The organism is Dyella sp. SG562 (assembly GCF_011759495.1).
In the GTDB taxonomy this organism is placed as follows: domain Bacteria; phylum Pseudomonadota; class Gammaproteobacteria; order Xanthomonadales; family Rhodanobacteraceae; genus Dyella_D; species Dyella_D marensis.
On the sequence record NZ_JAAOYS010000007.1, the window covers coordinates 25,532 to 41,219 of the forward strand.

Annotated in this window: 13 protein-coding genes; 8 read left to right on the forward strand and 5 right to left on the reverse strand. The window is 68.2% G+C overall.

The features are described from left to right. Nucleotides 1-35: 35 nt before the first annotated feature. The 5 genes from FHW84_RS13690 to FHW84_RS13710 all read left to right on the forward strand — a co-directional run bounded on the left by FHW84_RS13690 (nt 36) and on the right by FHW84_RS13710 (nt 6,527). On the forward strand, nt 36-2,648 hold the full coding sequence (locus FHW84_RS13690; protein ID WP_343203603.1) for a bifunctional aspartate kinase/diaminopimelate decarboxylase: 2,613 nt from the start codon (nt 36-38) through the stop codon (nt 2,646-2,648). 97 nt (nt 2,649-2,745) lie between these two features. Further along, on the forward strand, nt 2,746-3,144 hold the full coding sequence (locus tag FHW84_RS13695) for an endonuclease domain-containing protein (RefSeq protein ID WP_167256412.1): 399 nt from the start codon (nt 2,746-2,748) through the stop codon (nt 3,142-3,144). 77 nt (nt 3,145-3,221) lie between these two features. After that, nucleotides 3,222-4,565, forward strand: coding sequence for a UDP-N-acetyl-alpha-D-muramoyl-L-alanyl-L-glutamate epimerase (gene murL, locus FHW84_RS13700; RefSeq protein ID WP_167256414.1), 1,344 nt, complete (start codon nt 3,222-3,224; stop codon nt 4,563-4,565). 9 nt (nt 4,566-4,574) lie between these two features. After that, on the forward strand, nt 4,575-5,933 hold the full coding sequence (gene murD / locus FHW84_RS13705) for a UDP-N-acetylmuramoyl-L-alanine--D-glutamate ligase (RefSeq protein ID WP_167256416.1): 1,359 nt from the start codon (nt 4,575-4,577) through the stop codon (nt 5,931-5,933). A gap of 192 nt (nt 5,934-6,125) precedes the next feature. After that, a complete protein-coding gene (locus tag FHW84_RS13710; protein ID WP_167256418.1) occupies nt 6,126-6,527 on the forward strand; it encodes an OsmC family protein in 402 nt (133 codons plus the stop codon). A gap of 260 nt (nt 6,528-6,787) precedes the next feature. On the opposite strand, the gene FHW84_RS13715 is transcribed toward FHW84_RS13710, so the two are convergent. After that, nucleotides 6,788-7,540: an N-acetylmuramoyl-L-alanine amidase gene (locus tag FHW84_RS13715; RefSeq protein ID WP_243868126.1), complete on the reverse strand. Its 753-nt coding sequence runs from the start codon at nt 7,538-7,540 to the stop codon at nt 6,788-6,790. A gap of 136 nt (nt 7,541-7,676) precedes the next feature. Here FHW84_RS13715 and FHW84_RS13720 point away from each other — a divergent pair, with 136 nt between their 5' ends. Beyond that, nucleotides 7,677-8,135 carry a GNAT family N-acetyltransferase gene (locus tag FHW84_RS13720; protein ID WP_167256420.1) on the forward strand — a complete coding sequence of 153 codons (459 nt, stop codon included), beginning with the start codon at nt 7,677-7,679 and terminating at the stop codon, nt 8,133-8,135. 83 nt (nt 8,136-8,218) lie between these two features. Further along, a complete protein-coding gene (locus FHW84_RS13725; RefSeq protein WP_167256422.1) occupies nt 8,219-9,394 on the forward strand; it encodes a GGDEF domain-containing protein in 1,176 nt (391 codons plus the stop codon). Between the two features lie 586 nt (nt 9,395-9,980). On the opposite strand, the gene FHW84_RS13730 is transcribed toward FHW84_RS13725, so the two are convergent. The 4 genes from FHW84_RS13730 to FHW84_RS13745 all read right to left on the reverse strand — a co-directional run bounded on the left by FHW84_RS13730 (nt 9,981) and on the right by FHW84_RS13745 (nt 14,193). Then, nucleotides 9,981-12,533: a glycoside hydrolase family 3 C-terminal domain-containing protein gene (locus FHW84_RS13730; protein ID WP_167256777.1), complete on the reverse strand. Its 2,553-nt coding sequence runs from the start codon at nt 12,531-12,533 to the stop codon at nt 9,981-9,983. A gap of 108 nt (nt 12,534-12,641) precedes the next feature. Continuing rightward, nucleotides 12,642-13,781: a serine hydrolase domain-containing protein gene (locus FHW84_RS13735; protein WP_208399791.1), complete on the reverse strand. Its 1,140-nt coding sequence runs from the start codon at nt 13,779-13,781 to the stop codon at nt 12,642-12,644. Nucleotides 13,782-13,872: 91 nt separating this feature from the next. Further along, nucleotides 13,873-14,013: a hypothetical protein gene (locus FHW84_RS13740; protein WP_167256424.1), complete on the reverse strand. Its 141-nt coding sequence runs from the start codon at nt 14,011-14,013 to the stop codon at nt 13,873-13,875. A gap of 36 nt (nt 14,014-14,049) precedes the next feature. Next, nucleotides 14,050-14,193: a hypothetical protein gene (locus FHW84_RS13745; RefSeq protein WP_167256425.1), complete on the reverse strand. Its 144-nt coding sequence runs from the start codon at nt 14,191-14,193 to the stop codon at nt 14,050-14,052. A 374-nt stretch (nt 14,194-14,567) separates the two neighbouring features. On the opposite strand from FHW84_RS13745, the gene FHW84_RS13750 reads away from it, so the two are divergent. Continuing rightward, nucleotides 14,568-15,539 (forward strand): MBL fold metallo-hydrolase, encoded by a 972-nt coding sequence (locus tag FHW84_RS13750; protein WP_167256426.1) that lies wholly within the window; start codon nt 14,568-14,570, stop codon nt 15,537-15,539. The last annotated feature ends 149 nt before the right edge of the window (nt 15,540-15,688 follow it).

A 15,688-nucleotide genomic window follows, 5' to 3' on the forward strand; every position in this document is an offset into this window, starting at 1 on the left:
TAATTGCTTTCCCCACCACGCCACCGAAGGTACCCGTGAACCCGCAAAGCCCCGCGTCGCTTCCTGCCGACGCATCCTGGATCGTGATGAAGTTCGGCGGCACCAGTGTCGCCACCCTGCCGCGCTGGCAGAACATCCGTGAGCTGGTTGCCAGCCGCCGCGCCGAAGGCGCCCGCGTGCTGGTGGTCGTGTCCGCGCTCACCGGCATCACCGACGCACTCAAACAGATGTGCGCCCAGGAACACCAAGGCAAACGGGTCGAGGCTGCACGGGCGATCGCACAGCGTCACTACGACCTGCTCGATCACATGCAGCTGGCGGTTCCGGCAACGCTCGCACAGCGCCTGTCCGACCTGGCGAAACTCGCCGAGGAAGGTCCGGGCGCCATGGGCGAGCTGGCCTGGGCCGCGCTGGTGCAGGCGCATGGCGAGCTGATGTCCAGCGCGCTGGGCGCCGCGTTCCTCACCCATTCGGGGCTGCCGACGCAGTGGCTAGATGCGCGCGACTGCCTCGCCGCCGTCGCGCTGCCGAACCAGAACGAACGCACCAAGCTGCTCTCGGCGATGGTCGAGGCGCGTCCGGATCCCGCGCTCAATGCGCGCCTGGCGGAACTGGGCGAGGTCTTCATCACGCAGGGCTTCATCGCCCGCGAGGCGCAGGGCCGCACCGTGCTGCTCGGCCGCGGCGGCTCGGATACCTCGGCCTCGTACTTCGGCGCGCTGCTGAAGGCGCAGCGCGTGGAGATCTGGACCGACGTGGCCGGCATGTTCACCGCCAACCCGCGCCAGGTGCCGGGTGCGCGCCTGCTGCAGCGGCTGGATTACGAAGAGGCCCAGGAAATCGCCTCCACCGGCGCCAAGGTGCTGCATCCGCGTTGTCTCTCGCCGCTGCGCGAGCCGCGCGTGCCGATGCTGATCAAGGACACCAACCGGCCCGAGCTGGAAGGCACCGTGATCGGCCCCGAGGTGCGCGAGCACGCGCCCAGCGTCAAGGCGATCAGCGCGCGCAAGGGCATCACCCTGGTGTCGATGGAATCGGTGGGCATGTGGCAGCAGGTCGGCTTCCTCGCCGACGTGTTCGCGCAGTTCAAGCAGCACGGCCTGTCGGTGGACCTGATCGGTTCGGCCGAGACCAACGTCACCGTGTCGCTGGACCCCACCGAGAACCTGCTCGACTCCGACGCCATCGCGGCCCTGGCCAGCGACCTGGCCAAGGTGTGCCGGGTGAAGGTGATCGCGCCTTGCGCGGCGATCACCCTGGTCGGCCGCGGCATGCGCTCCATGCTGCATACGCTGTCCGGTGTGCTGGCGGAGTTCGGCCAGATCCGCGTGCACCTGATCTCGCAGTCGTCCAACAATCTCAACCTCACCTTCGTGGTGGACGAGAACGTGGTGGACGACCTGCTGCCGCACCTGCACGAGCTGCTGATCGCCGCCGGCGCGCTGCGCACCGACGACAGCGCGCTGTTCGGCCCCAGCTGGCAGGCGCTGTACGGCAGTGGCGAAGCGCCGGCCCCGGCGGCCTCGTGGTGGCGCACGGCGGAGCGCGAGCGCCTGCTCAAGCTCGGCGCCGAACGCACGCCGCGCTACGTCTACCACCTGCCCACCGTGCGCCAGCAGGCGCGCGAGCTGAAATCGCTGGGCGCGGTCGACCGCCTGCACTACGCGGTGAAAGCCAACACCCATCCGGCCATCCTCAGGGCGCTGGCGGAGGAAGGCTTCGGTTTCGAATGCGTGTCGCCCGGCGAGATGAAGGCGGTGATGGCCGCCGTGCCCGCATCGGCGCCGCTGCTGTTCACGCCCAACTTCGCCCCGCGCGCCGACTACGAGTGGGCCTTGGGCACGCGCGCCACCATCTCGCTGGATGCGCTGTACCAGCTGGAGCACTGGGGCGAGCTTTTCCGCGGCCGCGAAATCGTGCTGCGCGTGGACCTGGGCCGCGGCCTGGGCCACCACGAGAAGGTGCGTACCGGCGGCAGCGGCAGCAAGTTCGGCCTGCCGGTGGAACTGGTCGACCAGTTCCTGCGCCTGGCCGACACCCACGGCGTGATCGTGCGTGGCCTGCATGCCCACCTGGGCTCGGGCATCCTCGACGAGGGCCACTGGGGCGAGGTCTACGGCCAGCTGGCCAGCCTGGCCGAGCGCATCGGCAGCGTGGCCTTCCTGGATATCGGCGGCGGCCTCGGCGTGCCTTCGCATCCCGGCGAGGCGCGGCTGGACATCGCCGCGCTGGACCGCGTGCTGCGCGGCGTAAAGGCCGCCTATCCGCACTACCAGCTGTGGATGGAGCCCGGCCGCTACCTGGTGGCCGACGCCGGCGTGCTGCTGGCCCGCGTCACCCAGCAGAAGGGCAAGGGCGCCTGGCGCTACCTGGGCGTGGACACCGGCATGAACAGCCTGATCCGCCCCGCGCTGTACGAAGCCTGGCACGAGATCGTCAACCTCAGCCGCCTGGACGAACCGGCCACCGGCCTGTTCCAGGTGGTCGGCCCGATCTGCGAAAGCGGCGACGTCCTGGGCACCGACCGCCGCCTGCCGGAAGCGCAGGAAGGCGACGTGGTGCTGGTGGCCCAGGCCGGCGCGTACGGGAAGGTGATGTCGTCGCCGTACAACATGCGGGATGAGGCCGAGGAAGTGATCCTCGACTAAAAGCCCCTCGCTCCCACACTTCTCCCTCTCCCCTCCGGGGAGAGGGCGGGGTGAGGGGCCGGGGCTCGCCACTACTTCACCGACAGAGCGTTCAAGGATGAAGCGCTTAAACATAGACAGGGCGCGCAACCTTCGCCAGAAACAAACCGACGCCGAGCGGGCACTCTGGCGCCAATTGCGCGCCAGGCACCTGCAAGGATGGAAGTTCCGCCGCCAGCATCAGGTCGGGAGCTATATCGTCGATTTCGTTTGCATGGATGCGTGGCAGATCGTCGAGCTCGACGGCGGCCAGCATGCGGACCAGGTGATCTACGACGAGCGCCGCACCTTGGAACTGCAAGCCATGGGCTACCGGGTGCTGCGTTTCTGGAACAATGACGTCTTGGCGAATCCGGAAAGCGTCCTTGAGGTTCTATGGGAGGCTTTGGCCAGCCCCGGCCCCTCACCCCAACCCTCTCCCCGGAGGGGAGAGGGGGCAGGTCGCGGCAAGCCATAGGCGTCGCTGCACAACGAGAATTCAGCCACCTTGCCGTCAGGGCAATCAGGCAAGGTGACAAATCGGAGCCACTGATAGTGACCACCCCCATCCAACCCCGCCTCACCCAGGTCTTCCGCTTCGTCCGCTGCGGCTATGCCGACGGCGTGGCCGAGCTGGCCTATGCCTTCGACAACGGCGAGGAACTGGTCGAGCGCGTGCGCTTCCCCCATGCGCCCGCCGTGCCGCCTGCGCATGCCGCCGCCTTCGAGCGCGCGCTCAAGCTGCTGCACCTGGTCGCGGGCGTCAGCTACTACAAGGCCGGCGTACCGCCGCGCATCGAAGTGGCCGGCGGTCCGCTGGACGACGCCACGGCCGATCTGCTCGACGCGCTGTACCTGCACGGGCTGGCCGAATTCGCCTACCGCAACGGGCTGGACCTGCGCGGCCGCATCGCTTTCCCGCGTGGCGCCGCCACGCAGGCGGCCGCTCCCGCCTTGAAGCTGCCCGCGCGCACCCTGGTGCCGATCGGCGGCGGCAAGGATTCGCTGGTGGCGGTGGAAGCGATCAAATCCGCCGGCGGCGAAGCGACCGCGGTGTGGGTGGGCAATTCGGAACTGATCGCCGCCTGCGCGGCGCGCACCGGGCTGCCCACGCTCAATATCCAGCGCGAGCTGGCGCCGCAGTTGTTCGACCTCAATCGCCTGGGCGCGTGGAACGGGCATATCCCGGTGACCGCGGTGAACTCGGCGATCCTGGCGCTGGCGGCCATTCTCTACGGCTACGACAGCATCGCCTTCGCCAACGAGCGCTCGGCATCGGCCGCCACGCTGGAATACGAAGGCCAGCAGGTGAATCACCAGTGGAGCAAGGGCTATGCGTTCGAGCAGTTGCTGGGCGACTGGCTGCACGCGCAGGTGGCGGCGGATCTCGATTACTTCTCGCTGCTGCGCCCGTACTCGGAGCTTGCGGTGACGCGCGCGTTCGCCAAGCTCACGCCGTATTTCGACGTGTTCTCCAGCTGCAACCGCAACTTCCGCATCCTCGGTCCCAAGCCGGCGGACCGCTGGTGCGGGCAGTGCCCGAAATGCCATTTCGTGTTCCTGGCGCTGGCGCCGTTCCTGCCCAAGCCGCGCCTGCTGCAGATCTTCGGCCGCAACCTGCTGGACGACGACAGCCAGGCCGCCGGCTTCGACGCGCTGCTGGAATACCAGGACCACAAGCCGTTCGAATGCGTGGGCGAAGGCGCCGAGGCGCGCGCCGCCATGTATGCGCTGAGCCAGCGGCCGGAGTGGCAGGAAGACGCGCTGGTCGCGCGTTTCCGCGGCGAGATCCTGCCGCAGCTCGACGTCTCCGCGCTGGCGCTGGAGCCGTGGCTGCGGGCTTCGCCGGAACAGCGCATTCCCGCCCGCCTGCGCGGCGCGCTCGACTTCTTCGCCTGAGCGCCGCGCATGCGCATCGCTGAACTGGCCGGCCGGCGCGTCGCCATCTGGGGCTTCGGCCGCGAGGGGCGCGCCGCCATCGCGGCGCTGCGCCAGCGCCTGCCGGCATTGACGCTGACGCTGTTCTGCGGCGAGGCGGAAGTGGCCGGTGCGCAGGCGTTCGATGCGGCGCTTACGGTGCATGGCCGCGAGCCCGATGCGATCGATCTCGCCGCGTTCGACGTCGTGGTGAAGTCGCCCGGCGTCTCGGCCTACAAGCCCGCGCTGCTCGCCGCGCAGGAGGCCGGCCTGCGCCTCACCTCGGGTACAGCGCTGTGGTTCGGCGAGAATCCGCAGGCCAAGGTCGTCGCCGTCACCGGCACCAAGGGCAAGAGCACCACCACCGCGCTGCTCGCGCACCTTTCGCGTGCGCTGGGCGTGCGTACCGCGCTGGCCGGCAATATCGGCATGCCGCTGCTGGAACTGCTCGGCCAGTCCGCCGAGCTGTGGGCGATCGAGCTGTCCAGCTTCCAGACCGGCGAAGCCGGTCCGCTGGCGCTGGGCGTGATCACCAGCCTGTACGAGGAACATCTCGACTGGCACGGCTCGCGCGAACGCTACGTCGCCGACAAGCTCAAGCTCGCCGACGTCTCGCAGCACCTGCTGGTGAATGCGCTGCAAGCCTCGCTGCTGGAAAAGACCGCCGGCCATCGCGCACGCCTGCTGTTCGGCGAGGCGCAGGGCTGGCATGTGGCGAACGGCTTTATCCGCCGCGGCAACGCCGACATTTTCGAAGCGAAGCGCCTCGCCGCTCCTGGCGCGCACAACGCGCTCAACGCCTGCGCCGCGCTCGCCGCGCTGGAAGCGATGGGCTACGACGCCGTCGCCGCCGCGCCCGCCCTCGCCAGCTTCGTGCCGCTGCCGCACCGCCTGCAGCCGCTGGGCGAGCGCGACGGCGTGCTGTGGGTCAACGATTCGATCAGCACCACGCCGCTGGCCACGCTGGCCGCGCTGGAAAGCCTGCACGGCCGCGCGGTCACCGTGCTGGCCGGCGGCCACGACCGCGGCCTGGACTGGTCGGACTTCGTCGCCGAGGAACTGGCGCACCCGCCGCACGCCATCGTATGCAGCGGCGCGAACGGCCCGCGCATCGCCGCGGCGCTGCGCGAGGCGAAGGTGGCAACCACCCTGGTGGAAGCCGCCAACCTCGACGCCGCGGTAGCCGCAGCGCGCAAGCTCACGCCCGCCGGCGGTTGCATCCTGCTGTCGCCCGGCGCGCCGAGCTTCGACCAGTTCCACGACTACGCCGAGCGCGGCCGCCACTTCGCCGACCTGGCCGGCTTCGATGGCCGCGCCATCACCGGCATCGCGGGATTGGGCATCGCCTGATCGGTGCGAATGTCGTAGGTTGGGGTGAGCCGCAGGCGAACCCCAACATCGCAAAGTCCGGGCGCAGCGCATCGTTGGGGTTACTGGCTGCATCAGCAGCCAGCCCCTCGGGCCATCCGCTACGCGGATGTTCGCTACGGCATCCTGCCTTCGCAGTCGCCTGCGGCTCACCCCAACCTACGAGGAACTTGCATGAGCCGTGTCGCCTCCGCCTCCATCGTCTCCACCGGCACCGACTACCTGCACCACATCCAGGCCGGCCATTACGCGCTGGATACCGACGAGCCGAAGGCCTTGGGCGGGCAGGGCGCGGCGCCCGCGCCGTTCGATCTGTATCTGTCCGCCCTGGCCGCCTGCACCGCGATCACGCTACGCATGTACGCGCAGCGCAAGGGCTGGAACCTGGGCGAGTTCCGCGCGGAGCTGAGCCTGACGCGCGACGACGAAGGCAAGCTGCATATCCTGCGCGTGCTGCATTCGGATCAGCCGCTGAGCGACGAGCAGTGGAAGCGTTTGCTGGAAATCGTGGCGAATACGCCGGTGACGAAGGCGATGCGCGAGGGGGCGGAAATCAGCAGCGAGCGTGGAAGCTGAGCTTCCGGTAAGCCACGACATACCAAAGCCGTCATTCCGGCGCAGGCCGGAATCCAGTGGCGATATCGCCCGATGTTCGCGTGCGGATTAAAGAGCTGAATGCTCTTCCGCCAAAACCAGACGTGGTCGCTACTGGATGATTCGCTTCGCTCACCCCTTCGGGGCCGCCCTGCGGGAGTTCTTCGCGCTGCGCGCTCGTCCGGCCTGCGCCGGAATGACGGCTTCGTTGGAGTCCGGCGTGGATTTGACGGCGCAACGATCTATGGCGCAGCAATCGCGCCCAATTGCTTCGTCAGTGCATACAGCACACGCAAGTCGTCACTGTCGAGCGTGTCGCCATCCATCCCCCGAAAGTGATGATGAAACGACCGCACCGCCGCCGCCCGGTTATCCAGCGCATAGCCGACCAGCCCCAGCGCCATCCACGGATCGAAGCCCGCCGGTGGATCCACCAGCGGCCCCTGCGGCCATAAGCCATAACCGGCATCGGCCAGCCGGTTCCACGGAAACAGCGGACCGGGATCGTCCTTGCGCCCCGGCGCCAGGTCTTCGTGCCCGATCACCTGCGTGCGCGGAATGCGCAGGCGCGAGGTGAGATCCGCCAGCAGGCGCAGCAGGCTGTCGATCTGCGGCTGCGCGAACGGCGTGTGGCCGTCGTTGTCCAGCTCGATGCCGATCGAGGCGGAATTGAGGTCGGTGATGGTGCCCCAGCGCCCCGGTCCCGCATGCCAGGCGCGCTGCTCGTCCGCCACCAGCTGGTAGATATGGCCGTCCGCGCCGATCAGGTAATGCGCGCTCACCGGGCCGCCGCTGTTGGCGGTGCGCAGGGTGTCCAGGCTCTGCTGCACCGAGTGCTGGTCGGTGAAGTGCAGCACGATCACCACCGGCCGGCGGATATCGTGATTCGGCGAGGGCACCCAGGTGGCCATCGGATTGCGCGCCGGCAGCGGCGCGCAGGCGGCCAGCCAGGCCAGCGGCAGCAGGAGCAGGCCGCGGCGCGCGGTGCGGAGCAGGGAAGCGCTGGCGGAACGTGGCACGGCGGTCTCTCGCAGCGGGAAAACCCGCGGAAAACTGCCGCAGCGTCGCGGCAGCGTCAAGCCGGAGCCATGCCGGCGCTAAGATCGCAACGACCCTCACTGTTGCCGTGCCATGGACATCCGCCTCGACCGCGACCTCACCGACCACCGCATCATCAGCCTGCTGCAGGAACACCTGCGCGACATGGCGCGCCACTCGCCGCCGGAAAGCATCCACGCCCTGGACCTGGACGGCCTGCGCCGGCCGGAGCTGAGCTTCTGGACCGTGTGGGACGGCGAGGACCTGCTCGGCTGCGGCGCGCTCAAGCAACTGGACGCCGCCCACGGCGAGATCAAATCCATGCGCACCGCCAACGCGCACCGCTGCCGCGGCGTGGCGGCGGCCATGCTGCGCCATCTGCTGGACCTGGCCGCCGCGCGCTCGTACCGGCGGCTGAGCCTGGAAACCGGCTCGATGGCGGCGTTCGAGCCGGCACGCCGGCTGTACGCCAGCTTCGGCTTCGATTTCTGCGGACCGTTCGACAGTTACGTCGACGATCCCAACAGCGTGTTCATGACGCGCCTGCTGTAAGCCTGCACCCGTGCCGCCGCGCCCTGGGCAATAATGCGGGCGTCTGCACTTTTGGGGGCGCCGGTACGGCGCGGGGGTGTGCGATGCATCTGGATCTTTTCACGCTCGGCGTCATCGGACTCGCCGTCGGGGCGACCATTTCCCTGAGTTTCACCCTGCTGGGCCTGGTGCTGCGCGGGCTGCCGGCGCTGCGTATCTGGGCGGCGGCGTTCTGGATCATCACCCTGGCCGGCCTGGCGCAGGGCCTGGACGAGCGCGAGACCTTCCTGTCCGCCATCGTCGGCAACGTGCTGATCGCCATCGCCAACGCGGCGATGCTGATGGGCATCGCCGTGCACGTGCGCTATCCGCTGCGCTGGCGCTGGCCCCTGCTGCTGTCGGGCCTGTTCCTGGCCATGCAGATCGGGTTCCTGCTGGCGTCGCCGGGGCAGCGCGTGGAGGCGCTGGCATTCGGCGCCCGGAGCGTGGTGTGGGATGCGTGGATGATCTGGGTGCTGCTGCGCCGCTCGCCGTGCGACCTGCGCGTGAGCTGCGTGTTCACCGCGCTGGTGTTCGGTTCGGATGCGGTGTTCTACGCCATGCGCTCGATCGTGATGGTGGCGCCGGCCACCACCTCGCAGGTGCTGCTGGCCACGCAGCTGATCACCGCCAATTACCTGTTCGCCATCTTCTGCACCTTCCTGGTCAGCACCGGTTTCACCCTGATGCTGGCCGAACGCCTCACCCTGGACCTGCGCAGCATGGCGCGCACCGACGGCCTGACCGGCCTGCGCAACCGCAATGCGGTGATCGAGGATGCCCGCCAGGCGGTGGAGACTTGCCGCGCGCAGGGGTGTACGTCGTCCGTGCTGCTGCTGGACCTGGATCGCTTCAAGTCGGTCAACGACAGCTGGGGGCATGACGCCGGCGATGAAGTGCTGCGCCATTTCGTCAAGATCGTGCACGCCGTGCAGTTGCCGGATGGGGCGCTGCTGGGCCGCTACGGCGGCGAGGAATTCCTGCTGGTGCTGCCGGGCATCGATGCCGCGCAGGCCATTGTCGCGGCGGAGGAGGTGCGTTCGCGTGTGGCTGCCTTGCCGGCCCTGCACGGTGAGCTGCGTATTCCCGTCACTACGAGTGTCGGCGTGGCCGGCGGCAGCGGACTGGATTTCAATGGGTTGATCACCGCTGCCGATGCGGCGCTGTACCGGGCCAAGCACCGTGGACGCAACCGCGTGGAGTGGGCTGGCTTTCGGCCGGCGGAGACGGCGCTGGGCTGAGTGCGCGCTTCGTCGTCCGGCGGTATCGCCTGGTTGTCGCATTGCGGTTGGTTGTCTCGCCTTTGGCGAGTGTTTCGTGCCGCTGCCGCGGCCCGAGTTACTTTTTCTCTGCGTGCCCAGAGAAAAAGTAACCAAAAAGAGAGGGCACCCTGCTTGGCGCCCTCAGCAGCTGCGCTGCTGAGGGTCCGTGAGGGCTGGCCGGGCTTTTTGACAGGGCATCCATGCCCTGATCAAAAAGGCGGGGACATCGTGTCCCCGCCCCCTTCGGGGCCTGATCGTCCAGCCCTCACCGCCGGCGCCAAGGGGACCCGGTGGATCAAGAGCAAGATCAAGAGCCAAAGCGCACAAGCGGAACGCCGCGGCTGCGCCGCAGGCTCTTCGTTCGATTATCGCCCCGCCCTACATCCCCCTCTCCCCTCCGGGGAGAGGGCCGGGGTGAGGGGCCGGGCGGAGCGATTGGCTGACGGTCGAGAAAGCCCAAAAGCTTTTCTTCTCTTCGTCGCAACGCCACCGCGAGCACCCGCCCCTCATCTGCCTGCCGGCATCTTCTCCCCGGAGGGGAGAAGAGTTTCACGATGCGGCTCTACTAGTGCGGCAACGCTTCCGTCCCTTCAATCACAAATTCACTACCAGCTTCACCAGCCGGCTGCCGCCCACCCGCAAACAGCTGGTACGTGCCAGCCACCACCTTCCGCTCCCCCTGCGCATCCACCGTACTCAACTGCCGCGCATCGATCTCGAAATGCACGAGCTTCGACTCGCCGGCCTTTAACGCCACCCGCTGGAAACCCACCAGACTATGCCGCGCCGCCCCCGCGGCCTTCGAACTCAAATACACCTGCACCACCTCATCGCCATCCCGTTCGCCGGCATTGCGCACCTGCACGTCCACCCCAAGCTTGTTACCCGCCTTCAAGCTCCTGGCCGACAACTTCGGCGCCTCATACGCAAACCGCGTGTAGCTCAAGCCATCGCCGAACGCGAACAGCGGTGTGCCGCGGAAATAGCGATACGTCCTTCCTTCCATGCGGTAATCGTCGAACTTCGGCAGATCGTCGGCCGACGCATAGAACGTCACCGGCAGACGTCCCGCCGGGTTGTAGCCGCCGGCCAGCACGTCTGCGATGGCGGTGCCGCCTTCCTCGCCGGGATACCAGGCGACCACGATGGCGTCCGCATGCTGCTTCGCCCAGTTCAGGGCCACCGCGCTGCCGCTGGTCAGCACCACCACCAAGGGCTTGCCGCTGGCGGCGGCGGTTTCCAGCAGGCGCTGCTGCGTGGCCGGCAGGGACAGGTCGGTGCGGTCGCCGCCGGCGAAGCCCGGCACGCTGACCTGCAATTCCTCGCCTTCGACATCCGGCGACAGGCCGACCACGGCCACCACCGCATCTGCCTTGGCGATCGCTTCCTTCGCCTCGCGCAACTGCGCCTCGGCCGGCGCGCTCCATTGCAGGCGGATGCCCTGGTCCTCGCCGGTGTGGCGCAGTTCCAGTTTCAGCGGACGCGGGCGCGTGTCGGCGAAATGCAGGGGCAGGTTGAGGTCGTAGTCCTTGCCGTGGTCGTCCAGCACCAGCTTGCCGTCCACGTACAGGCGCACCGGATCGTGGCCTTTGCAGTCGAAGCAGCGGTCGATGTGCAGGTTGAGGTTGTAGTCGCCGGGGCCGGGCGGCAGCAGTTCGCCGGTCCAGCGCACGGCGTAGCGGGCGGGGTCGAGCTGCTTCGCCGGGGCCACTTCGTCCCAGTCGAAATCGATGCGGCGGTCGGTGCGGACCAGCGCTGGCTTGCCACTGAAATCGGTGTTGGCGAAATACTCGCCGCGCAAGCCGGGCGCGGCCTCCTTGCCGCCCGTGCGCAGCGCGGTGGACGGCACCGGCACGGACACGCCCTGCGCCAGCGTCGCGCCCTGGGCGTAGCTCACCTGCGCTTCGCCGAAGCGCTTGCGCAGGCCGGCCAGCGGCGTCACCGGATCGACCGCGGTGCCGTGATAGTTCGCTTCGAGGATGTTCAAGGCATCGGCGTTCGGGCCGATCACCGCGATGCGCGCCGTGCTCTTCAGCGGCAAGGTGGCGCGCTCGTTCTTCAGCAGCACGATCGATTCGCGCGCGGCCTGCAGGGCCAGCGCACGGTGCGCCGGAGAGTTGATGTCCTGCGCGCCCAGCGCCGCATAAGGGCCGCCGGCATCGTCGAGCATGCCCATGCGGTAGCGCGCCGCGAACAGGCGGCGCGCGGCCCGGTCGAGCGTGGCTTCGCTCACCTGGCCCTTGCGCACCGCCTCGCCCAGCGCGGCGTAAGCGATGCCGCAGTCGAGATCGGTGCCGGCGGCAACGGCTGCCGCGGAGGAGCCGGCGTTATCCGGCTTGTAGCGATGGAACTGGGTCATGTCGTCCACCGCATCGCAGTCGGACACCACATAACCGGCAAAGCGCCAGTCGCGGCGCAGGCGTTCCTGCAGCAGCAGCGGCGAGGCGCAGGCGGGCGTGCCTTCCAGCGCGTTGTAGGCGCACATCACCGAGGCGGCCTGTCCTTGCGTCACCGCCATGCGGAACGCCGGCAGATAGGTGTCTTCCAGATCGTGCGGCGAGGTGCGCGAGTCGAAACCGTGCCGGCCTTTCTCCGGCCCGCTGTGCACCGCGAAATGCTTGGGCGTGGCGGCGGCCTTCAATTGCGCCGGGTCGTCGCCCTGGATGCCGCGCACGAACTGCGTGGCCAGGGTGCCGGTGAGGAAGGGATCCTCGCCATAGGTTTCCTGGCCGCGGCCCCAGCGCGGGTCGCGGAAGATATTGATGTTCGGTGACCAGATGCTCAGCCCGTGATAGCGCGGATGATCGCCGCGCCCGGCCAGGTTGTACTTCGCGCGCGCTTCGGTGGACACCACGTCGCCCACCGCGTGCAGCAGCGGCGCGTTCCAGCTCGCCGCCAGCCCGATCGCCTGCGGAAACACCGTGGCATAGCCGGCGCGGGCCGTGCCGTGCAGGCCTTCGCTCCACCAGTCGTAAGCCGGTACGCCCAGGCGCGGAATGGCCGGCGCCGAGCTCTGCAGCTGCGCGATCTTCTCCTCCAGCGTCATGCGCGCGACCAGGGCCGCGGCACGCTGGTCGGCCTGGGCGGCATCCATGGCGGCGGCGTGGCCGGCCAGCATCAGGCTGAGCGCGAGGGCGGCGTGGCGCCAAGGGGAACGAAGGCGGGAACGGTACGACGGCTTCACGGACTCTCCTCGCTGGGCAGGGGAGATCCGAGTCTGCCACGGCTATTTTTTTGGACGGGACAATCGCTGCTCGCGGTAGCTGGCTTCCATCAGGGCCGTGGCCAGCTCGCCGAGCTTCAGGTGATCGAAGCTGGTGTTGTTCATCACGATCACGCTGTGGCCGTCGTCCAGCGTGCGCCAGGCCAGCACGCGGAAGGCGCCGTTGGAGCCGTATTCCCAGGCCACGGGATGGTCGGTGCCATCAAAGGGCAGGGTCCGGGTGCGTCCGCCCAGGGCGTAGTTCTGCAGCGGGCGTTCCACGCTCATCAGCGTGCGCGTGCTTTCCGGCGACAGCAGCCGGCCGCCGAACAGGCCGTCCATCAGCACGAACAGGTCGTTGGCGCTGGCGTAAAAGCCGCCGGCCAGCACCATGAAGTCGGGCAGGGGTTTGTCCACCGGCAACACCTGCGGCGCCAGTTGCCGGTAGCCCAGCGCCATGCCTCGCACAGCGGACGAGCTGCCGCGGTAGATGCCGCTGTGGCGCAGCGCGAGCGGTTGGACCAGATAGCCGTCCACCAGCGAAGCGTAGTCGCGGCCGGTGGCCTGCTCGATCACGGCTTTGACCAGCAGCCAGTTGGAGTGTGAGTAGTCCCAGTCGGTGCCGGGGACGAAGCGCAGGTCGCCGCTGGCGAAACGTCGCACGGCTTCGGCATTGCTTAGTGACAGATCGCGCGTGGCCGGATCGCGCTTGATCGCTTCGTCGATCTCGTTCGGTACGCCGCTGGCGTGGCTGATCAGTTCGCGCAGGGTGAGCTGGTCGCCGTTGTCGCGGCGATAGTCCGGCAGGTAAGTGGAGATCGGCTCGTCCAGGGCCAGCTCGCCTTGCTGCACCAGCCGCATGACCACGATCGAGGCGATCCACTTGGAGATCGAGCCGGTCTCGAACGGCGTGTCGGCGGTGAGCGGCTGCCGCGTGGCGGCGTCGGCGACGCCGAAGCTCTCGGCGTAATCCACCTGCGAACCGTGGCCCACCAGGATTACGCCATTGAAGTGCTGGTCCACCGCGAAGCGCCGGGCCGTGGCGGCGCAGGCATCGCAATCGGCGAGGGCGGGAAAGGCGGCGAGCAGGGCGAGCATCGCCCACATCAGCCGCCATCCCGCGCGGCCATCCTTCTGCTTGTGCAACTTCGGCGAGCCATTCATCGGGGCACCTGGCGAGCGGGAGACTCCCGGTCGGATGCCCGGCGGCGCGAATGGGTTTAAGCGCGCCGTACTGCTTTCGAACGCGTACCGCTCAGCGGCTGGCGGCGACGGCGGTGGTCGCAACCGATTCGGGCGCCGACGCATGCGTGGTCAGCATGCCGCCCAGGACCAGGGCGCAGACCAGCAGACCGGCGGCGAAGAAACCATGCAGCATGATGTTTTCGAATTTCATGACGACTCTCCTTGATGCGAATGAAGCGGCAACTGCTTAGCGGTGGGCGGCGGCCACGGCGGTGGCGGCGATCGCCTGCGGAGCGGCGGCGTGGGTGGTCAGCATGTTGCCCAGGACCAGGGCGCAAACCAGCAGGCCGGCGGCGAAGAAGCTCTTGAGCAGCAGGGTTTCGGCTTTCATGACATCTCTCCTTGAGGTGGGTGTTCGAGGCTTTCGAGGTATAGATGGCAAGGGTCGTGCCAACCACGGAGATGGCTCGCAGGCCGCGCCGTTGAGCCATTTCTTGAAAACGTCGTGGCGGGCGGAGGTTGTCCGCGGACAGGCGGACGGCTGTGTCCGGACAACGAGCCGGACAGCGGACGCCATCTTGCATGCACGAATCGGGCGCCGCGCCGATCGCAAGAACAGATGGCCGCCGTGCGTTCGAACACGGCTTGGACGGATGGATGGCGCCAGGGGAGTTGAAGCGCGCCCAACCATGCCCATGTGGCAACCACCGATTGGCGGCGTGCTGCCGCCGGCCGGCTTCATCCCCTCACGATCAGGAACGAACGATGAGCATCAGTTCCACTTTCGCCCGCACCGCCCTGTCCGCCGCCATCGTGCTCGGCAGCGCGCTCGCCCTGGCGCCCGCGCATGCCGCGGCGCCGATGGCCAGGACCAGCGCACCGGGCTACTACCGCATGATGCTGGGCGACTTCGAAGTGACCGCGCTGTCCGACGGCACCCACGCGATGGACGTCAACCAGCTGCTGGACCAGGCCAAGGCTTCGACCGTGCAGCAGTCGCTGAAGGCGGCCGACCAGACGCCGTCGTACGAATGGAGCTTCAACGGTTTTCTGGTCAACACCGGCAGCAAGCTGGTACTGATCGACACCGGCGCCGGCACCTCCATGGGCAGCGACCTGGGCAAGCTGGCCGCGCGCATCAAGGCCGCCGGCTACACGCCCGAGCAGATCGACGAGATCTACATCACCCATATGCACCCCGACCATATCGGCGGCCTGGTGGCCGATGGCAAGGCGGCGTTCCCCAATGCCACCGTGCGCGCCGGCAAGGCCGATGCGGATTTCTGGCTGAGCAAGGCGCAGGAAGAGAAAGCGCCGGCCGAAGCGCACGAGTTCTTCGAGGGCGCGCAGAAGGCGCTGGATCCCTACGTCAAGGCCGGCCATTTCAAGCCGATCGCCGCCGACGGGGAGCTGGTGCCGGGCATCCGCTCGATCAGCCTCAACGGCCACACGCCGGGCCATACCGGCTATGCGGTCGAGAGCAAGGGCCAGAAGCTGCTGGTGTGGGGCGACACGCTGCACGTGCAGACGGTGCAGTTCGCGCATCCGGAGGTGTCGATCAAGTTCGACAGCGACGGCGCGAATGCGGAGAAGGTGCGCGAGCGCATCCTGGCCGATGCGGCGAAGAATGGCTATCTGGTGGCCGGCGCCCATATCTCGTTCCCGGGCATCGGGCATGTCGCGGCGGACGGCAAGGGTTACAAGTGGTTGCCGGTGAGTTACACCGAGATCCACTGAGTGACGTTCGAAGGGCCTGCGCGATGCGGGCCCTTTTTTTATGGGCGGATGCTCACCAGGCTGGTCATCGCATCCCCACAGAAAAGCTTTCTTCCACCAGCAAGGGCAACAGCGGCGTGACGGAGGCTTCGTTGGACTTGCTCCAGCGC

Excerpts from the sequence above, each read along its gene's own strand:
- FHW84_RS13695 (WP_167256412.1), top strand. The coding sequence starts at position 2,746 with ATGAAGCGCTTAAACATAGACAGGGCGCGCAACCTTCGCCAGAAACAA.
- murD (WP_167256416.1), top strand. The coding sequence starts at position 4,575 with ATGCGCATCGCTGAACTGGCCGGCCGGCGCGTCGCCATCTGGGGCTTC.
- FHW84_RS13710 (WP_167256418.1), top strand. The coding sequence starts at position 6,126 with ATGAGCCGTGTCGCCTCCGCCTCCATCGTCTCCACCGGCACCGACTAC.
- FHW84_RS13720 (WP_167256420.1), top strand. The coding sequence starts at position 7,677 with ATGGACATCCGCCTCGACCGCGACCTCACCGACCACCGCATCATCAGC.
- FHW84_RS13725 (WP_167256422.1), top strand. The coding sequence starts at position 8,219 with ATGCATCTGGATCTTTTCACGCTCGGCGTCATCGGACTCGCCGTCGGG.
- FHW84_RS13730 (WP_167256777.1), bottom strand. The coding sequence starts at position 12,533 with ATGCTGGCCGGCCACGCCGCCGCCATGGATGCCGCCCAGGCCGACCAG.
- FHW84_RS13735 (WP_208399791.1), bottom strand. The coding sequence starts at position 13,781 with ATGAATGGCTCGCCGAAGTTGCACAAGCAGAAGGATGGCCGCGCGGGA.
- FHW84_RS13740 (WP_167256424.1), bottom strand. The coding sequence starts at position 14,013 with ATGAAATTCGAAAACATCATGCTGCATGGTTTCTTCGCCGCCGGTCTG.
- FHW84_RS13745 (WP_167256425.1), bottom strand. The coding sequence starts at position 14,193 with ATGAAAGCCGAAACCCTGCTGCTCAAGAGCTTCTTCGCCGCCGGCCTG.
- FHW84_RS13750 (WP_167256426.1), top strand. The coding sequence starts at position 14,568 with ATGAGCATCAGTTCCACTTTCGCCCGCACCGCCCTGTCCGCCGCCATC.